The organism is Gluconobacter vitians (genome assembly GCF_015244565.1).
In the GTDB taxonomy this organism is placed as follows: Bacteria; Pseudomonadota; Alphaproteobacteria; order Acetobacterales; family Acetobacteraceae; genus Gluconobacter; species Gluconobacter vitians.
Genome location: NZ_JABCQG010000001.1, coordinates 235,520 through 251,039, shown reverse-complemented (window position 1 = coordinate 251,039; position 15,520 = coordinate 235,520). Strand labels below are relative to the sequence as shown.

The following is a 15,520-nucleotide window of genomic DNA, read 5'->3' as shown; positions in this document are numbered from 1 at the left end:
AAAGACCGGCACTCCCGAAGGAGGCCGGTCTTTTTTTATCCAAACCGTCACCGGCTCCTTACTTCGCAGGCTGCTGCGCACCATCAGGCTGAAGCGCCATGACCTGTGCGTCCGGAAAGGCATTCATTCGGTATGGGGCGTTCTTTTCAAGCTGAACACCGATAATGTCGTCCTGCTTCTTGTGCTTCCAGATGGACACAATGACCGGCTGCCCCTGCGCCGTGGTCATGTCCAGAATAACCTGCCCCGGTGCAGGCGGACGCTCGCCCGACGGCCCCCAGGCCGTTTCATGCGACTGAAGCCACAGATTGACCTTCTGGACTTCATCCGCCGTAAGCTCGCGACTGACCGGCGCGCTGATCTGCCCGGCCGTGACTTCCGGCAGTTTCCACGCATGCAGCAGCGGCCAGGTCACGAACCAGATGATGCCCACCGGAATGAGAACAAGGGCCGCAAAAACCAGCAGAAGTTTCTGTTCACGTCTCACGCCTGTTCTCCTGCCCAGCGGTTAAGGGCTGCAATGATGTAGCTGACGTCATCGTCCGTCAGTTCGGGATGAATGGGAAGGGCCAGAACCTGCGCACCAAGCCCTTCGGCCACCGGCAGCGAAGCCCCGTCATGATGCGGCGCATAGGCCGGCTGCTGATGGAGCGGCTTCGGATAATAAATGGCCGTTGGAACGCCCGCGTTTTTCAGAAACGCCTGAAGCGAATCCCGCCTGCCCGCATCCGGCAACAGGATCGTATAAATCGCCCAGGCGCTCTCACTGTCCGCAACGCGCACGGGCGGCACAATGCCTTCCGGCATGGCAGCATCATAGGCCGAAGCAATCGCATCCCGGCGCTTCAACTCGTCCCCGAACACGTCGAGCTTCGCCAGCAGCACCGCAGCCTGAAGCGTATCCAGACGCCCGTTGATCCCGATCCGCTCGACTTCATAGCGCGTGCGGCCTTCCCCATGCGTGCGCAGGGAATGATACAGCGCCGCCAGATCGTCATCATCCGTCAGGATCGCACCGCCATCCCCGTAACCGCCCAGCGGCTTGGACGGGAAGAAGGACAGCGTCGTCGCCTTCGCCTCATGGCCCAGACGGCGGCCATGATAGGTCGCACCAAAAGACTGCGCACAATCGGCCACTAGTGTCAGATCTTCCTGCGCCGTCCAGGCCTTCAGTTCGTCCCAGGGCGCGGGCTGACCGAACAGGTCCACGCCGATCACAACCCGGGGCTCCAGTTCCCCGGCCTGACGCACGGCCTCAAGCCGCTTTTTCAACGACTCAAGGCTGATTTGGAAGGTCTCCGGATCCACATCCACAAAGACCGGCGTCCCACCCAGCAGCAGAACAACTTCCGCCGTCGCCGTATAGGTAAAGGCCGGCAGAAACACCGCGTCTCCCGGCCCGATCTCCTCGCCCATCAGCACCATCAGCAGCGCATCCGTCCCGGACGACACACCAATCGCATGTTTCGCACCGCCAAACTCTGCCAGACGCTGCTCCAGTTCCTGCACTTCAGGGCCAAGCACGAAACGGCAATGCGCCATCACGGCGTCCACACGTTTCTGGATACTGCCCTTCAGCCGCGCCTGCTGGGCGGGAAGGTCGAGAAAAGCAATCTGCCTTGTCATGGCGCTATCATCTCCGGATCGGGATGGGACATCGCAAGCGGCGTATTGCCGTCACGGTTATGAAGGAATTCCGGCACCAGCCGATACAGGATGGCCATGACCGCGCCCAGATCACTCGCGTGACAGGCCGCCTCCAGCTCATCCATCGCAGCAGTGGCGATGGCAAAATCGACAGTACGGGGAGAGGCCATCCGCAGACCGGGCGCATCGGTCGGAACCGGCGCCTCGCGTCCATGAAACAGCTCTTCGAACAGCTTTTCGCCAGGGCGCAGACCGGTAAAGCGGATCTCGATATCGCTCTCGGGCCGCAGACCGGCCAGACGGATCATCTGGAACGCCAGATCCATGATCCGCACCGGATCACCCATATCGAGCACGAAAATACCGCCCTGCCTGAGACGCTGGTCCGTCGCATCGTTCTGCGCGCGCTCATGCGTCCCACGCACCGCCGCCTGCAACACCAGCCCCACCGCCTCGGGCACCGTCATGAAATAGCGCGTCATGTCCGGATGAGTGACCGTCAGCGGCCCCCCATGCTCAAGCTGCCGCCGAAACAGCGGCACAACGGATCCCGTGGACCCCAGCACATTGCCAAACCGCACAGTCACACAGCGCATGCTGCCCTGCCCGGCGCGGGCCCGCATATCGAGCGCCTGCCCGTACACTTCAGCACAACGCTTGCTCGCGCCCATCAGACTGGACGGATTGACCGCCTTGTCCGTGGAAATCATGACCATCGCCTGCGCCCCAGCCCGCTCGGCCTCATCCGCCACGATCCGCGTGCCAATCACATTGGTCAGCACACCCTCGACCGGATTGTCTTCCACGATCGGCACATGCTTGAGCGCCGCTGCATGAAACACAATCTGCGGCCGGTACGCTCCGAACACTTCGGCCATCCGCCGCCGGTCACGCACATCCGCAATGATCTGATGGCGTTTTACATCGCCAAAGCGTTCCGAAATATCCAGATTGATCTGCCACAGCGCATATTCGCTGCTTTCGATCAGCAGGAGCATGGCCGGCTGGAACGATGCGATCTGCCGCGCCAGTTCGGAACCGATACTGCCCCCAGCCCCCGTCACGGCAATGACCCGCCCACAGATCAGCCGTGCCATTCCCTGCGAGTCGAGCGCCACCGGTGGCCGGTTCAGCAGATCCTCGATCGCGATGGGACGAAGTTCCACCCGGTCGGCCGGCTGCAATGCCGTCAGCGAGGGCGTGCGCTGCACATCAATATCATAGGCCCGTGCCGCTTCGAGAATGCGGGACAGTTCCTTTCCCTTGATCTCCCCGGCCGTGATGACCAGCGCATCCGGCAGCCTTCCCGCAGCAAACAGCCGCTCCAGGATCGCCGGCGTCTCACTGATCGTCCCCAGGATCGGGCAGTCATGAATCCGCCGTCCGGCCTGCTGCGACCCACCGGTCAGCAGTCCCACCACACGCCGGTTGTTTTCGCTGTCCCGCTCCATGGCCCGGATGAACAGATCGGCTTCATGATCCGCCCCAAGCAGCAGGATACGTTCCCCATTGAGCGCCACGCTTTTACGCCGCGCCGCCAGCCGCCACATCATCCGGATCGCCCCCAGAAAGACGAGCAGCACCAGCGCATGAATGATGGGAAAGGTCGGCGTCGGCAGCGGATAGCCCGCCACATGCAGCAGCCCCGCAAACAGCAGCGCGCTCAGGACAGACGCACAGGCGATGTTGAACAGATCCGCAACACCCGAAAACCGCCAGTACTGCTGCGGAATCCGGAACGGCAGCCCACCAACCAGCAGCGTGATCCCGCCCCCGGCAATGAACCACAGCGGATGCAGCCACCCGCCCGCCGGATCGGCCAGCCAGCGCGCCACGGGTGCTGCCGCCGCAGATACGACTCCGTCGAGCGCAACATTGAGCGCGATGCGACGGGCCTGCATCGACGGACGCGAGGACGGGCCGGAAGGGGGCATTGAGGCCGGAGACGCGGGCCCTGTAGAATGAACAGATGTCACGCGCCCCTTATAGCGCCAAAAGCCTCCCTCCCATAAAGTCGTCCCATGCCCTTTTCTTTGCAGACCCTGACCAGCGGCGTCACGTTCCCCTGCCTTGCCGCCGTTGTGCTGTGCAATATCCTGATTCTGCTCATGATCCGCGCCGGCGTACTCGACCATCCCGTCGCCCGCAGTTCACATACACGCCCCACCCCGAAGGGCGGCGGCATCGGCATCGTCGGCGCCTTCGTCCTTTGCCTGATCCCCGCACTCTATGCGGCCCACGCCTCCGCGCAGGTCATACCGCCCGTCACCGGACTGCTTCTGGGCATGATTCTGCTCGGCGCGGTCTCATGGCTCGATGACGTCCGCCCTTTCCCCGCGCGATACAAACTCGCCGCACAGTTCGTAGCCGCCATCGCCGCCGCGATTGGAACAGGCGCCCCGTTTTACGAACTGGTCCCGTTCGTTCTGGCTGCCGTTTTCATCACAAATGCCCTGAATTTCATCGACGGAATCAACGGCCTGGCCTCAGGCACCATGGCCATATCCGCGCTCATTCTGGCCAGCGCAGGCATCATGCCCGCAACCTTTGTGCTGCTCGCTGTCTGCCTGCTGACCTTCCTGCCCTATAATTTTCCAAAAGCCCGGATCTTCATGGGCGATGTCGGCAGCCAGCCGATAGGCCTCGCCATGGCCTGGGGCGGCATGATTGGGTTCAACACCGGAGGCGGCGTACTCGTCATCGCCCTGCTCTCAGGCGTGCTGTGGGACGTGAGCTTCACGCTCCTGCGTCGCGCACGCGCTGGTGACAGGCTCGCGCAGGCCCATCGCGGCCATCTCTATCAGTTGGCTATCCGCTCCGGACTACCCGTCCCGCTCGTCACATTCATCTATTGGGGATTTGCCCTCTGGGGCGCTGCGGCTTACGCCACAGGTCAGATCATCACAACCGTTCTGATGATCCTCCTGCCACAGCTTGTATGGACAGGATATGTCTGCACGCGGGCCAGAATCCGCGTGCAGGACCGCTGGTGACCCAGCGGCTTAAATCAGCCAGCGCGACGGTTGCTCAGACGCTCGACAGAAGCCGAAGCGCGTTCCGTGCGCGTGGAGCGCGTGCCGGAAGCTTCCGCCATGACGGCGCGCATTTCACGCAGGAAGGTGGAACCCTTCAGTGTGCGCTGCACCAGCACCGAACGGCGATCCAGCGGATCGACCTTACGACGTGCCAGATCCAGCTCGCCCAGACGGTCGAGTGCGCGGGTGATGGCCGGCTTGGAAACCTTGAGTTCCAGTGCCAGGCCACGGACCGTGTGAGCCCCGTCCCGCAGATAGCAGGTCAGGAAGACGGCGAGCTGACGGGCGGAAAGGTCGGGTCCGTCACGACGGACCATGGAAACGATGGTGTCGCACAGAAGGTTGAGCATCTGATCATTGGTAGCCTGGGGCATGATCTCTCTCCTAAGCAGTCCGTCCCCTGTCTGTTGTCCGATCCCATAACAGGACCCGGCAGGACCGGGGGCGACGTGAAATTGTCTCTGCCTCTCCGCTGCGGGAGAGACCGTAGTGGCACTCAGATGGTGATTCGAAACGCATACGCAAGCATATGGGTTCCAAAACAATCCAGTAAACGATGACTCAGCATCGAAACGATAAGGGGCGTATGCCTCATCCGAAGGCTTTTGACACCCCAATCTTTCAGCACTCTGTCGCTCGGCCAGACTGTTCGCAGAATGAAACGCTTTGTGGAAGATCAGGAATTATTATGAATCCGTGACAATGTTTCCAGAATTGCCCGAAGACCCAGCACTTCTCCGCCCTCTGGTCGACCCGGCCGCGCACCATCATTCCACGCATAAGTGTCGATATGCGCCCATTTCTGGCCGTTCGGGACGAATTTCTGAAGATAAAGTGCGGCTGTAATCGCGCCGGCCATGGGTTTGGACGTCACGTTTCCGAAATCAGCCACTTTACTATCCAGCCATGCATCATAGCCATGCCAGAGTGGCATTCTCCACATTACATCGGCTGTCGCTTTTCCCGATTCGATAATGAGTGAGGCGAGTTCATCGTCATTGCTGAACAGTGCCGGCACATCCGGACCGAGTGCAACGCGCGCAGCACCCGTCAAAGTTGCAGCATCCAGAATGGCATCCGGACGGCTTTCAGACGCTTCCGTTATCAGATCACACAACACCAGACGCCCTTCCGCATCCGTATTGCCGATTTCGACCGTCTTGCCACTCCGCGTCCGCAGCACATCCCCCGGCCGCATGGCATGACCCGAGACGCTGTTCTCGACACAGCCCAGACGCAGTTCCAGATCCACATCCAGTCCAAGGTCGATCGCCGCACACATGACGGCCAGCATCAGCGCCGCGCCGCCCATGTCCTTCTTCATGCGCAACATGCCGGCAGCACCCTTGAGATCGTACCCGCCCGTATCGAAACATACGCCCTTGCCGATCAGCGAAACGCGCGGCGCCCCTTCCCGGGCCTTCCACCGCGCCACAACCATGGCCGGCTTGCGCTCCGACCCCTCACCGACATCGGCCAGACACGGATAGGCACTCCGCAAATCATCACCTTCGACAATGCTGACAGTGGCTCCACGATGCACCAGCGCCGCCCCGGCCATATCCGCCAGTTCACGCGGCCCCAGAAGATTGGCCGGCATGTTGATGAGATCACGCCCGAACCAGACCGCCTTCGACAGCGCCACCAGCCGCTTCGCATCATCCGGCACGACCATCCGCGTCTTCAGAGGCTTGGTCTCACCAAGGCTGAACCGGTACGTTCCCATGCAGAACCCGAGCAGCGCACTCTCCAGCGCCGCTTCCCCGAGCCCGTGCAAGACAACCGCCCAGTCCCCGTCCGGCAGAGCCGTCCCGAGCGTTCCAAAAGCGGCCGGATCGTTCACCCGCGCGGATGCCACACACAGAATCGCAGCGCCAACGCCGTCCTCACCCGGCAACAGCGTGAAGGCGCCGTCTTTCGCGGAAAAACCCTGCCCTTCAAGAAAAGCCGCGTGATCGCCCAGAAGCCCGGAAATCGCGGCGCTGTCCTCACAGGCCACAAGATGCACCAGACGGGCCGACGGCGCTTCGGCAGAGGTCACAAACGGAAGCTGGGGATGCGGATTCATATGACTTTCTTCCTCAAATACCGGCCCGACCCGATAAAGATCACCCGGATGGGCTTCAGATGCTTGCTTTTGCCCCGCAGGCACCCGACCATTCAGACATGAAGGGTGCATTCCACGGAACCTCGTCCAGCTATCATACCATGCCAGCCAGCATCCGTGCTGCCCTCGGCCCCACCAATACCGGCAAGACCCATTATGCCTTAACACGCATGATGGCCCATGCGTCCGGCATCATCGGCTTCCCCCTGCGCCTGCTGGCCCGGGAGAACTACGAGCGCCTGGTGAAAATCAAGGGCGAGCGCAGCGTCGCCCTCATCACGGGCGAGGAAAAGATCGTCCCGCCCGGAGCCCGCTGGTTCTCCTGCACCGTCGAAGCCATGCCCCTGGACCGCAAGGCCGAGTTCGTCGCCATCGACGAGATCCAGCTCGCCTCTGATCCGGACCGCGGCCACATCTTCACGGACCGCCTGCTTCACGCGCGCGGCACCGTCGAAACACTCTTTCTCGGCGCCGAAACCATCCGCCCGCTGCTTCAGAAACTCGTCCCTGGCATCGAGATCGACATCCGCACCCGGCTCTCCAGCCTCGCCAGCACGGGACACACGAAGCTGTCCCGCCTTCCTCCGCGCTCAGCCATTGTCGCCTTCTCCATGAGCGAGGTCTACGCACTGGCCGAAGTCATCCGCAGACGTCGCGGCGGCTGTGCGGTCATCATGGGCCAGCTCAGCCCCCGCACCCGCAACGCCCAGGTCGAGCTCTACCAGAACCGCGAAGTCGATTATCTCGTCGCAACCGACGCCATTGGCATGGGCCTGAACATGGACGTCGATCACGTCGCCCTGGCCCAGCTCAGCAAGTTCGACGGCACCGTTCCCCGCCCCCTGTTCCCGCAGGAAATCGCACAGATCGCCGGGCGCGCCGGACGCGGCATGAAAGACGGCACCTTCGGCACCACGGCCGACTGCCCGCCCATGTCCAGCGCCCTCGTCGAAGCCGTCGAACAGCACCGCTTCGACCCGATCCAGCGCCTCTACTGGCGCAACCACGAGCTGGACTTCACCAACCCCGCCAACCTGCTCAAAAGCCTGACCCGGCCACCCCCGTTGCGTGGCCTGACCGCAGGTCGTGTCGCCTCGGACGTTACCACGCTCGAATCCCTAATGCTCGACCCGGACATTCGCGAGATCGCACGCGGAAAGCGCGCCACCGCCCTGCTCTGGGACGTCTGCCAGATCCCCGATTTCCGCAAACTCGGCGATGACAGCCACACCCGCCTCTGCGCCCGCCTGTACACCCATCTGGTCAAGGAAGGCACGATCCCCCCAAGCTGGATGGAAGGCCATATCCGTGGCTTCGCCCGCACCGAAGGCGATATCGACACGCTGATGCACCGCCTCACCGGCGTTCGCGTCTGCTCCTACGTTGCCGCCCGCACCGAATGGAGCCGCCATTCCGCCCTGTGGCAGGAACGCGCCCGCGAAGTCGAAGACCTGCTCTCCGACGCCCTGCACGAACGCCTCACCGCCCGCTTCGTGGACCGCCGCGCCACGTCCCTGCTGCGCCGCCTCGACAGTGACACCGACCGCACCCTGCTCTCCGCCGTTAAACCCAATGGCGAAGTCCTGGTCGAAGGCCACAGCATCGGCCGCATCCATGGCTTTACACTGGAAACGGACGTCGCTTCAGGCCCCGACCGTCAGATCATCCTGCGCGCCGGTCGCAAGGCCCTGCTGCACGAAATCCCCCGCCGCATCCGCATGCTTCAGGACGCGCCCGACACCGCTCTGAGACTGGACACCACAAACGGCGAACTCTTCTGGGAAGACATCCGTCTCGGCCGCCTCACGGCCGGCCCGTCCCTGCTCCGTCCCGCCATCCAGCTTTTCCCGGCCGAATTCACCGACACCGTTCAGAAAACGCATGTCGAAACCCGCCTTCTGGGCTTCGTGGCGCGACTCATCCAGAAAGACCTCAAGCCCCTCTACCGCGCCCATGCCATGGCAGAGCGCGAACCCCAGCTCCGGGCCATCCTGCACCGCCTCATGGAGGATGGCGGCATCACTGACGCCCTGCCCGAAGACCACGCCCTGACGCCCGGACTGCGAAACAGACTACGCAAAAGCGGTGTGGAGATCGGACGTTTCTCGATCTACTGTCCGGCCCTTTTCCGGACACGCCCGCTGGCGCTGCTGGGCCTCCTCCATGCCCTGCATAACGGGACCGCATTGCGGGCCACTGCGCCCGGCCGCGTCTCCCTGCCCTGGAGCGACATTCAGGGTCAGTTCGGCTGGATCCGCGCAGGCGATACCGGCCTGCGTCTCGACATTGCGGAACGCTGTATCGCGGAGATGCACCAGCTCGCCCTCCGCCACGATCACGCAGCGCCTCCCGGTCTGGCCTCCAGACTGGGCGTCAAAGCCGACAGCCTCCCATCCGTACTGAAAGGCCTGGGCATCGCCCACCGGCCTGCCGAGACGCTCCCAACAGCCCATGCCGGTCCACCTTCCCCCCTGATGATCCTGAAGGACCGCCGGACACGCGCCTCACGCAGACGCAGAACACCCTCCCATCAGACTCCGGCCAGACGCCCGCCCCCGCCCCGGACCGACAGTCCGTTTGCAGCCCTCGCAGCTCTCAGAGAAAAAGTCCGTCCATGAGTGAAGACTACCAGCGGCTGGATCAGTGGCTGTATTACGCCCGCGTTGCCAAGACACGCCCGCTCTGCGCCGCCATCATCAGCAAGGGCCGTATCCGTATCAACAGACAGCCCACCAGCAAGCCTCACGCCAAACTTCACGTTGGCGACATATTGACTTTTCCGGCCGTTTCTGGCGGAGAAGTGCGCGTGTGGCGCGTCTTGGATCTTGGTGAACGCCGCGGTCCGGCAAAAGAAGCCGCACTTCTTTATGAAGCCATCACAGAAGACGGCTGACGATGCTTGCGTCTGAGGCCAAACCTTCGCATATCATCCCGCTCGGATGAAACCGGCCGGATGCCGGACCAGCAAGACGATCGGAGACGTCAATGACCTATGTGGTCACCGAAAACTGCATTCTCTGCAAGTTCACGGATTGCGTGGAAGTCTGCCCCGTAGACTGCTTCTACGCCGGTGAGAATTTCCTCGTCATCAATCCTGACGAATGCATCGACTGCGGCGTATGTGAGCCGGAATGCCCGGCAGAGGCCATCGTCCCGGACAGCGACAATCGCGCCGCGCCGTGGATCGAGATCAACGCGAAATATTCCACGCAGTGGCCGAACATGACCCGCAAGATCGACGCCATGCCGGACGCGGAAGAATGGAAAGACAAGCCCGGCAAGGCCGCCATGCTGTCCGAGGCGCCCCATAAGGACTGACCTCGCTTTCCTTTGGCGGCATCTTTCACCCGGTCTCTTAGGAGACCGGGTTTTTTTGTGCCCGCTTTTCCATGGAACCCTCTGGTTCAAAGACCGTCCCGGCCGGAAAGCCGGACACAAAAAAAGGGCTGACAGGATTTCTCCTGTCAGCCCTTTCTTCAGATTTCAGAAGAAACCTTAGCGGGACATCATGTTGATCGCGGTGTCATGCATGATGAAGATCGTACCGCCGATGATGACGATCACCGATGCCGCAGCAAAGATGAAGCACATCAGGTTCCAGCTCTGCTCGGTGCTGGTGTTCATGTGGAGGAAGAACACCAGGTGGACGACGATCTGCACGACGGCAAGAACCGTCAGTGCTGCGAGCGCCATCCCCGGAGACAGGGCGTGGGACATGACAGCGGCAAAGGATGCCACCGTCAGGATCACGGCCAGAACAAAGCCGATCAGATAGGACGGGTAAGAGCCGTGGCTGTCACCCGTCATCGTGGTGGTAGGAGCCTGGGTCATTACATCACACCTGCGAGATAGACGAAGGAGAAGACACAGATCCAGACGATGTCGAGGAAGTGCCAGAACAGGCTGAGGCAGGCCAGCTTGTTCATCATACGCTCGGACAGATCCTGCGGACCCATCATCTGCACCATCAGCACCGCCATCCAGATCAGACCGCAGGTGACGTGCAGACCGTGCGTTCCAACCAGCGTGAAGAACGCGGAGAGGAATGCGGAACGGTCAGGGCCGTTGCCTTCCGCGATCATGGAGCTGAACTCGTTCAGCTCCAGACCGACGAAGGAAAGACCCAGCACGAACGTAACGGCCAGCCACAGCAGGACCATCTTCTTGTTCTTCGCCAGCGCGTTCAGCGAGGCGAAGCCGTACGTGATGGACGAGAACAGCAGGATAGCCGTCTCGATCCCCACGTTCGTCAGGTCGAACAGTTCCTTGCCCGACGGGCCACCGGCATACTGGTTCCGGAGGACCGCGAAGGCAGCGAAGATCGACCCGAACAGGACACAGTCCGTCATCAGGTAGAGCCAGAAGCCGAACACGTTGGGGGACTCGTGGTGTTCCCCGTGGTGATCGTCAGCGTGTGCCAGAGGCGACATGGTTGCTTCGTGAGCCATAAGTCTTATGCGCCCCTATTACTCTGCTGCCTGTGCAGCAGCGATACGACGGGAATAGACTTCCTCGTTGTGCTCGATTTCGCTTACCGGGACATAGTAGTCGACGTCGCGGTCAGCGCTGCGCAGGATCATGGTTGCAACGATACCGATCAGGCCGATGGCAGCGAGCCACCAGATGTACCAGATCGAAGCGAAACCGAGGATGAAGCTGAACAGACCGATGAAGACACCAGCAGATGTGTTCTTCGGCATGTGGATCGGAGCCAGCGGCTTGCCGTGAGCCTGACGGCCCAGCTGCTTCTCGGTGTGGAACGTGTCGAGACCATGAATGTCAGGAATGACCGCGAAGTTATAAGCCGGCGGCGGAGAGGAAATGGACCACTCCAGCGTACGGCCGTTCCACGGATCACCCGTCAGATCAAGGTTCTCGGGCAGGTTACGGTCACGGATGGAAACGTAGAGCTGCGTGAGCTGGCAGACGATACCGCAGGCGATAACGATTGCACCAACTTCAGCAACGAGCATCCACGGATACCAGTCGGGGTTGTCATAGTGGTTCATACGACGCGTCATGCCTTCGAGGCCGAGGACATAAAGCGGAATGAAGGCCAGGTAGAAACCAACGAACCAGCACCAGAAAGCGCGCTTGCCCCAGGCTTCGTTCAGCTTGAAGCCGAAAGCCTTCGGGAACCAGAAACCCATGCCCGCAATGTAGCCGAAGTACACACCGCCGATGATGACGTTGTGGAAGTGGGCGATCAGGAACAGGGAGTTATGCAGGATCCAGTCAGCGGCCGGCATGGCCATCATGACACCGGTCATACCACCGATGGAGAAGGTGATCATGAAGCCGAGCGTCCAGTGCATCGGAGCCGTGAATTCCACGCGGCCCTTATACATCGTGAACAGCCAGTTGAAGATCTTCACACCCGTCGGGACGGCGATGATCATCGTCATGATACCGAAGAAGGTATTGACGTTGGCACCAGCACCCATGGTGAAGAAGTGATGCACCCACACGACGAAGGAGAGCACCATGATGGAGCACGTGGCGTACACCATCGTCTTGTAGCCGAAGAGCGGCTTCTGGGAGAACGTTGCAGTGACCTCGGAGAAAACACCGAATGCCGGAATGACAAGGATGTAAACTTCCGGATGGCCCCAGGTCCAGATCATGCTGAGGTAAAGCATGACGTTGCCGCCGGCATCGTTCGTGAAGAAGTGCATGCCGAGGTAACGGTCAAGGCTGAGCAGAGCCAGCGTCACCGTCAGAACCGGGAAGGACACCATGATCAGAACGGTCGTGCAGAACGCGGTCCAGGTGAAGACCGGCATCTGCATCCAGCCCATGCCAGGCGCACGCATCTTGACGATGGTCGTGAAGAAGTTCACGCCCGTCAGCAGCGTACCGACACCGGAGATCTGAACGGCCCAGATATAGTAGTCAACGCCGACACCGGGGCTGAACTGCATTTCGGACAGAGGCGGGTAAACCAGCCAGCCGCACTGGGCAAACTCACCGATGAACAGCGAGATGTTGATCAGCAGGGCACCGACCAGCGTCATATAGAAGCTGAGCGAGTTCAGGAACGGGAACGCAACGTCGCGGGCACCGATCTGAAGGGGAACAACCAGGTTCATCAGACCCGTCATGAACGCCATTGCCATGAAGAAGATCATGATGGTGCCGTGAGCGGAGAAGATCTGGTCGTAGTGATGCGGCGGCAGGTAACCGGGATTACCCTTGTATGCCAGCGCAAGCTGGGTACGCATCATGATGGCGTCCGCAAAACCGCGGAACAGCATGACGATCGCCAGGATGATGTACATTACGGCAAGACGCTTGTGGTCGACGGTCGTCAACCAGTTGCGCCAGAGATAGCCCCATTTTCCGTAATAGGTGACAGCACCCAGTACGGCGAGACCGATGACAGCAACACCAAGGAATGTACCGACAAGAATCGGCACATCCAACGGTATGGCTGATAAGGAGAGTTTTCCGAGCATCTGTCGGTTATTCCTTCATGCCAGTGTCGGACGGTGCAGCGTTGGAAGCAGACTGCATGTGCATGACCTTGCCCGTCTTCTTGTCCACCATCATGCCGTTGTTGTACTTGGCAACGATGCCGTCGAAGAGATCCGGCTGGACATGCGCGAAATACTGTACCGGTGCAGCTTCCTGCGGTGCAGCATATTTCGGGTATGTGGTGTCGTCGAGATTTTCACTTCCGCTCTTCACCTTCTCAACCCAGTCATTGAACTGAGCCGGATCCATGGCAAGAGTACGGAACTTCATGTCCGAGAAACCACGGCCGCTGAACTGTGAAGCCTCACCGAGGTAATCCCCGGATTCACTTGCAAGCAGATGCAGCTGGGTCTGTTCACCCGGCATGGCGTAGATCATCGAACCCAGACGGGGGATGAAGAACGACGTCATGACGGAGTCAGATGTGATCTGGAAGTTCAGCGGCGTGTTCGTCGGCACATCCAGCTGGTTGATCGTTGCGATCCCCAGGTCCGGATAGATGAACATCCACTTCCAGTCGAGAGAGACCACCTGAACATTCAGGGGCTTGACGTTGTCAGCCGTCTGAAGCGGGCGGTACGGGTCATAGGCATGCGTGCTCCACCAGCTGATGGCACCAAGGATGGCGATCAGCAGAGCGGGAACGCCCCAGATGACATATTCAATAGCGGTCGAATGATCCCAGGTCGGGAGGTATTCGGCCTCTTTGTTGGAAGCACGATACTTCCACGCAAAATAAAGCGTCGCGGCGCAGGTGGGAACCACGATCAGCATCATGATGACGAATTCCGCCACCATGACATCGCGGTTCATTTCTGCGACCGGGCCGCGCGGCTGAAGCAGATCAACCGTACAACCCGATAGCATCAGCGCCGGCAACGCTGGGAGATATCGCCAGAGTTTTTTCATCGGTCCTGCTTTCATCATCCGTTCCGGCTTGCAGTAGTCGCCGGGAAACGGTTTGACACGATAAGGTCCACATCAGTGCCGCCGAACGCTGCCATAGTCTGCTACCTTTCTCGTTCGTATCCTGACGTCAGGAACCGGATCAAAGATCCGACCCTGAAATTCATTCAGCATGGGACACGGCTGTCCCGGTTCCTCAGGTTTTTTCTGCCTGAATCGCCTTAAAGACAAGGCTTATCACGGATTTCGTGAGCCCTCCTCCAAGATCGACCCCAAGGTGAAATGGCTGTTTTTCGCCACATTTGATCGAATTACGACTTTCATTAAACACGAACATTACCGATTTTTAATGTAAACCGATTTAGAATTCGCGAGAATAATTCAAGACTTTTTTGGTCCAAAAAGCAGAAAGGGGCGGCATTAACTGCCACCCCTTCCATCATGCCCAGTATCGTCCGGACAGTATTGTCAGTCGTTGTTACCTGAACGAACACCCATGAACTGGATGAGAAACTGGAACAGGTTCACGAAATTGAGATACATCGTCAGCGCATCATAGACACTGAGCTTCGCAACTTCCTCAGGACCAGCATAAGCCATGTACTGCTGATACGTGATCTTGATGCGCTGCGTGTCATAGGCTGCCAGCAGCGTGAAAAGACCCACACCTATTACTGAAACCAGCATGGCAAGCGGAGAGCTGTGCAGGAAAATGTTCACCACAGACGCCAGAATGATCCCGATCAGCCCCATGAACAGGAACGAACCGAGTCGAGCGAGATTGGCACCCGTCGTGTATCCCCACAGCGACATTCCTGCGAATGTAATGGCGGTCACAAAGAAGGTCCGCGCCACGGAAACGCCCGTATAGCTCAGCAGAAGGCTGGCCATGCTGGCACCCATCGCGGCGCTGAACAGCAGAAAAATCCCCTGTACAGCCGGGCGGGACAGACGGTTGACCCCAAAGGACAACACCATCACGAACACGAGCGGCGCAAAGATGCTAATCCCGCCAAGCAGGGTCGGACGCAGGACGATGGCACCGTTCGGCATTTCGGCCAGATGGAAGAACAGAGCGCGCAGGGATGTCTGCGCCACGCCATAGGCGACCAGTCCCGTGATCACCAGACCAAGCGCCATCCAGTTAAAGACCCGGCACATATAAGCGCGAAGCCCGGCGTCGAGACTGCCGGCTCCGGCCTGTACACCGGCTCTGCTGAAGTTGGAATTGAAAGCCATGACACCTTTTCCAATGAGATGCCCTTATGAAAAGGGCGCTTGACGAACCCGGGAGGGCCGTCCGTACACTCGGACTGAATGTGGGGTTTTTGCCGGAAGGGTCAAGAATGCT

General features: G+C 60.2%; 14 protein-coding genes. 4 read left to right on the top strand and 10 right to left on the bottom strand.

Annotation, left to right across the window (positions count from 1 at the left end; genetic code table 11):
* Positions 1-58: 58 nt before the first annotated feature.
* The 3 genes from HKD24_RS01225 to HKD24_RS01215 are packed head-to-tail and all read right to left on the bottom strand — an operon-like array spanning position 59 to position 3,581.
* Positions 59-487: a hypothetical protein gene (locus HKD24_RS01225; protein WP_194258638.1), complete on the bottom strand. Its 429-nt coding sequence runs from the start codon at positions 485-487 to the stop codon at positions 59-61.
* On the bottom strand, positions 484-1,626 hold the full coding sequence (locus HKD24_RS01220; RefSeq protein WP_194258637.1) for a DegT/DnrJ/EryC1/StrS family aminotransferase: 1,143 nt from the start codon (positions 1,624-1,626) through the stop codon (positions 484-486). Before HKD24_RS01220 ends, HKD24_RS01225 begins: the two co-directional genes overlap by 4 nt.
* On the bottom strand, positions 1,623-3,581 hold the full coding sequence (locus tag HKD24_RS01215) for a polysaccharide biosynthesis protein (protein ID WP_194258726.1): 1,959 nt from the start codon (positions 3,579-3,581) through the stop codon (positions 1,623-1,625). The genes HKD24_RS01220 and HKD24_RS01215 overlap by 4 nt, the downstream gene beginning before the upstream one ends.
* 87 nt (positions 3,582-3,668) lie before the next feature.
* Here HKD24_RS01215 and HKD24_RS01210 point away from each other — a divergent pair, with 87 nt between their 5' ends.
* The gene (locus tag HKD24_RS01210) at positions 3,669-4,640 is read left to right on the top strand and encodes a glycosyltransferase family 4 protein (RefSeq protein ID WP_194258636.1); all 972 of its coding nucleotides are present in this window, start codon (positions 3,669-3,671) and stop codon (positions 4,638-4,640) included.
* 14 nt (positions 4,641-4,654) lie between these two features.
* Here the strand turns inward: HKD24_RS01210 and HKD24_RS01205 are convergent, their stop codons facing one another.
* Positions 4,655-5,056 carry a MarR family transcriptional regulator gene (locus HKD24_RS01205; protein WP_194258635.1) on the bottom strand — a complete coding sequence of 134 codons (402 nt, stop codon included), beginning with the start codon at positions 5,054-5,056 and terminating at the stop codon, positions 4,655-4,657.
* Between the two features lie 302 nt (positions 5,057-5,358).
* The gene (locus HKD24_RS01200) at positions 5,359-6,750 is read right to left on the bottom strand and encodes a M17 family metallopeptidase (protein ID WP_194258634.1); all 1,392 of its coding nucleotides are present in this window, start codon (positions 6,748-6,750) and stop codon (positions 5,359-5,361) included.
* 59 nt (positions 6,751-6,809) lie between these two features.
* On the opposite strand from HKD24_RS01200, the gene HKD24_RS01195 reads away from it, so the two are divergent.
* The 3 genes from HKD24_RS01195 to fdxA all read left to right on the top strand — a co-directional run bounded on the left by HKD24_RS01195 (position 6,810) and on the right by fdxA (position 10,107).
* Positions 6,810-9,407 carry a helicase-related protein gene (locus HKD24_RS01195; protein WP_228124081.1) on the top strand — a complete coding sequence of 866 codons (2,598 nt, stop codon included), beginning with the start codon at positions 6,810-6,812 and terminating at the stop codon, positions 9,405-9,407.
* Positions 9,404-9,682 carry an RNA-binding S4 domain-containing protein gene (locus HKD24_RS01190; RefSeq protein WP_062507469.1) on the top strand — a complete coding sequence of 93 codons (279 nt, stop codon included), beginning with the start codon at positions 9,404-9,406 and terminating at the stop codon, positions 9,680-9,682. The genes HKD24_RS01195 and HKD24_RS01190 overlap by 4 nt, the downstream gene beginning before the upstream one ends.
* A 92-nt stretch (positions 9,683-9,774) precedes the next feature.
* Entirely contained in the window at positions 9,775-10,107 is a 333-nt protein-coding gene (fdxA, locus tag HKD24_RS01185) for a ferredoxin FdxA (RefSeq protein WP_062501944.1), read from the top strand.
* A gap of 177 nt (positions 10,108-10,284) precedes the next feature.
* Here the strand turns inward: fdxA and cyoD are convergent, their stop codons facing one another.
* The 5 genes from cyoD to HKD24_RS01160 form a co-directional block, all read right to left on the bottom strand.
* A complete protein-coding gene (gene cyoD, locus HKD24_RS01180) occupies positions 10,285-10,620 on the bottom strand; it encodes a cytochrome o ubiquinol oxidase subunit IV (RefSeq protein ID WP_062507471.1) in 336 nt (111 codons plus the stop codon).
* Positions 10,620-11,237 (bottom strand): cytochrome o ubiquinol oxidase subunit III, encoded by a 618-nt coding sequence (gene cyoC / locus HKD24_RS01175; protein ID WP_062507473.1) that lies wholly within the window; start codon positions 11,235-11,237, stop codon positions 10,620-10,622. The genes cyoD and cyoC overlap by 1 nt, the downstream gene beginning before the upstream one ends.
* A gap of 18 nt (positions 11,238-11,255) precedes the next feature.
* The gene (gene cyoB / locus HKD24_RS01170) at positions 11,256-13,244 is read right to left on the bottom strand and encodes a cytochrome o ubiquinol oxidase subunit I (RefSeq protein ID WP_194258633.1); all 1,989 of its coding nucleotides are present in this window, start codon (positions 13,242-13,244) and stop codon (positions 11,256-11,258) included.
* Positions 13,245-13,251: 7 nt separating this feature from the next.
* Entirely contained in the window at positions 13,252-14,190 is a 939-nt protein-coding gene (cyoA, locus tag HKD24_RS01165) for a ubiquinol oxidase subunit II (protein ID WP_062507476.1), read from the bottom strand.
* A gap of 447 nt (positions 14,191-14,637) precedes the next feature.
* A complete protein-coding gene (locus tag HKD24_RS01160) occupies positions 14,638-15,408 on the bottom strand; it encodes a Bax inhibitor-1/YccA family protein (protein ID WP_062507477.1) in 771 nt (256 codons plus the stop codon).
* Positions 15,409-15,520 lie beyond the last annotated feature (112 nt).

What these genes read in the sequence shown, in the direction of transcription:
- HKD24_RS01220 (WP_194258637.1), bottom strand. Translation starts at nt 1,626, where the DNA reads ATGACAAGGCAGATTGCTTTTCTCGACCTTCCCGCCCAGCAGGCGCGG.
- HKD24_RS01215 (WP_194258726.1), bottom strand. Translation starts at nt 3,581, where the DNA reads ATGCCCCCTTCCGGCCCGTCCTCGCGTCCGTCGATGCAGGCCCGTCGC.
- HKD24_RS01210 (WP_194258636.1), top strand. Translation starts at nt 3,669, where the DNA reads ATGCCCTTTTCTTTGCAGACCCTGACCAGCGGCGTCACGTTCCCCTGC.
- HKD24_RS01205 (WP_194258635.1), bottom strand. Translation starts at nt 5,056, where the DNA reads ATGCCCCAGGCTACCAATGATCAGATGCTCAACCTTCTGTGCGACACC.
- HKD24_RS01200 (WP_194258634.1), bottom strand. Translation starts at nt 6,750, where the DNA reads ATGAATCCGCATCCCCAGCTTCCGTTTGTGACCTCTGCCGAAGCGCCG.
- HKD24_RS01195 (WP_228124081.1), top strand. Translation starts at nt 6,810, where the DNA reads ATGCTTGCTTTTGCCCCGCAGGCACCCGACCATTCAGACATGAAGGGT.
- HKD24_RS01190 (WP_062507469.1), top strand. Translation starts at nt 9,404, where the DNA reads ATGAGTGAAGACTACCAGCGGCTGGATCAGTGGCTGTATTACGCCCGC.
- fdxA (WP_062501944.1), top strand. Translation starts at nt 9,775, where the DNA reads ATGACCTATGTGGTCACCGAAAACTGCATTCTCTGCAAGTTCACGGAT.
- cyoD (WP_062507471.1), bottom strand. Translation starts at nt 10,620, where the DNA reads ATGACCCAGGCTCCTACCACCACGATGACGGGTGACAGCCACGGCTCT.
- cyoC (WP_062507473.1), bottom strand. Translation starts at nt 11,237, where the DNA reads ATGGCTCACGAAGCAACCATGTCGCCTCTGGCACACGCTGACGATCAC.
- cyoB (WP_194258633.1), bottom strand. Translation starts at nt 13,244, where the DNA reads ATGCTCGGAAAACTCTCCTTATCAGCCATACCGTTGGATGTGCCGATT.
- cyoA (WP_062507476.1), bottom strand. Translation starts at nt 14,190, where the DNA reads ATGATGAAAGCAGGACCGATGAAAAAACTCTGGCGATATCTCCCAGCG.
- HKD24_RS01160 (WP_062507477.1), bottom strand. Translation starts at nt 15,408, where the DNA reads ATGGCTTTCAATTCCAACTTCAGCAGAGCCGGTGTACAGGCCGGAGCC.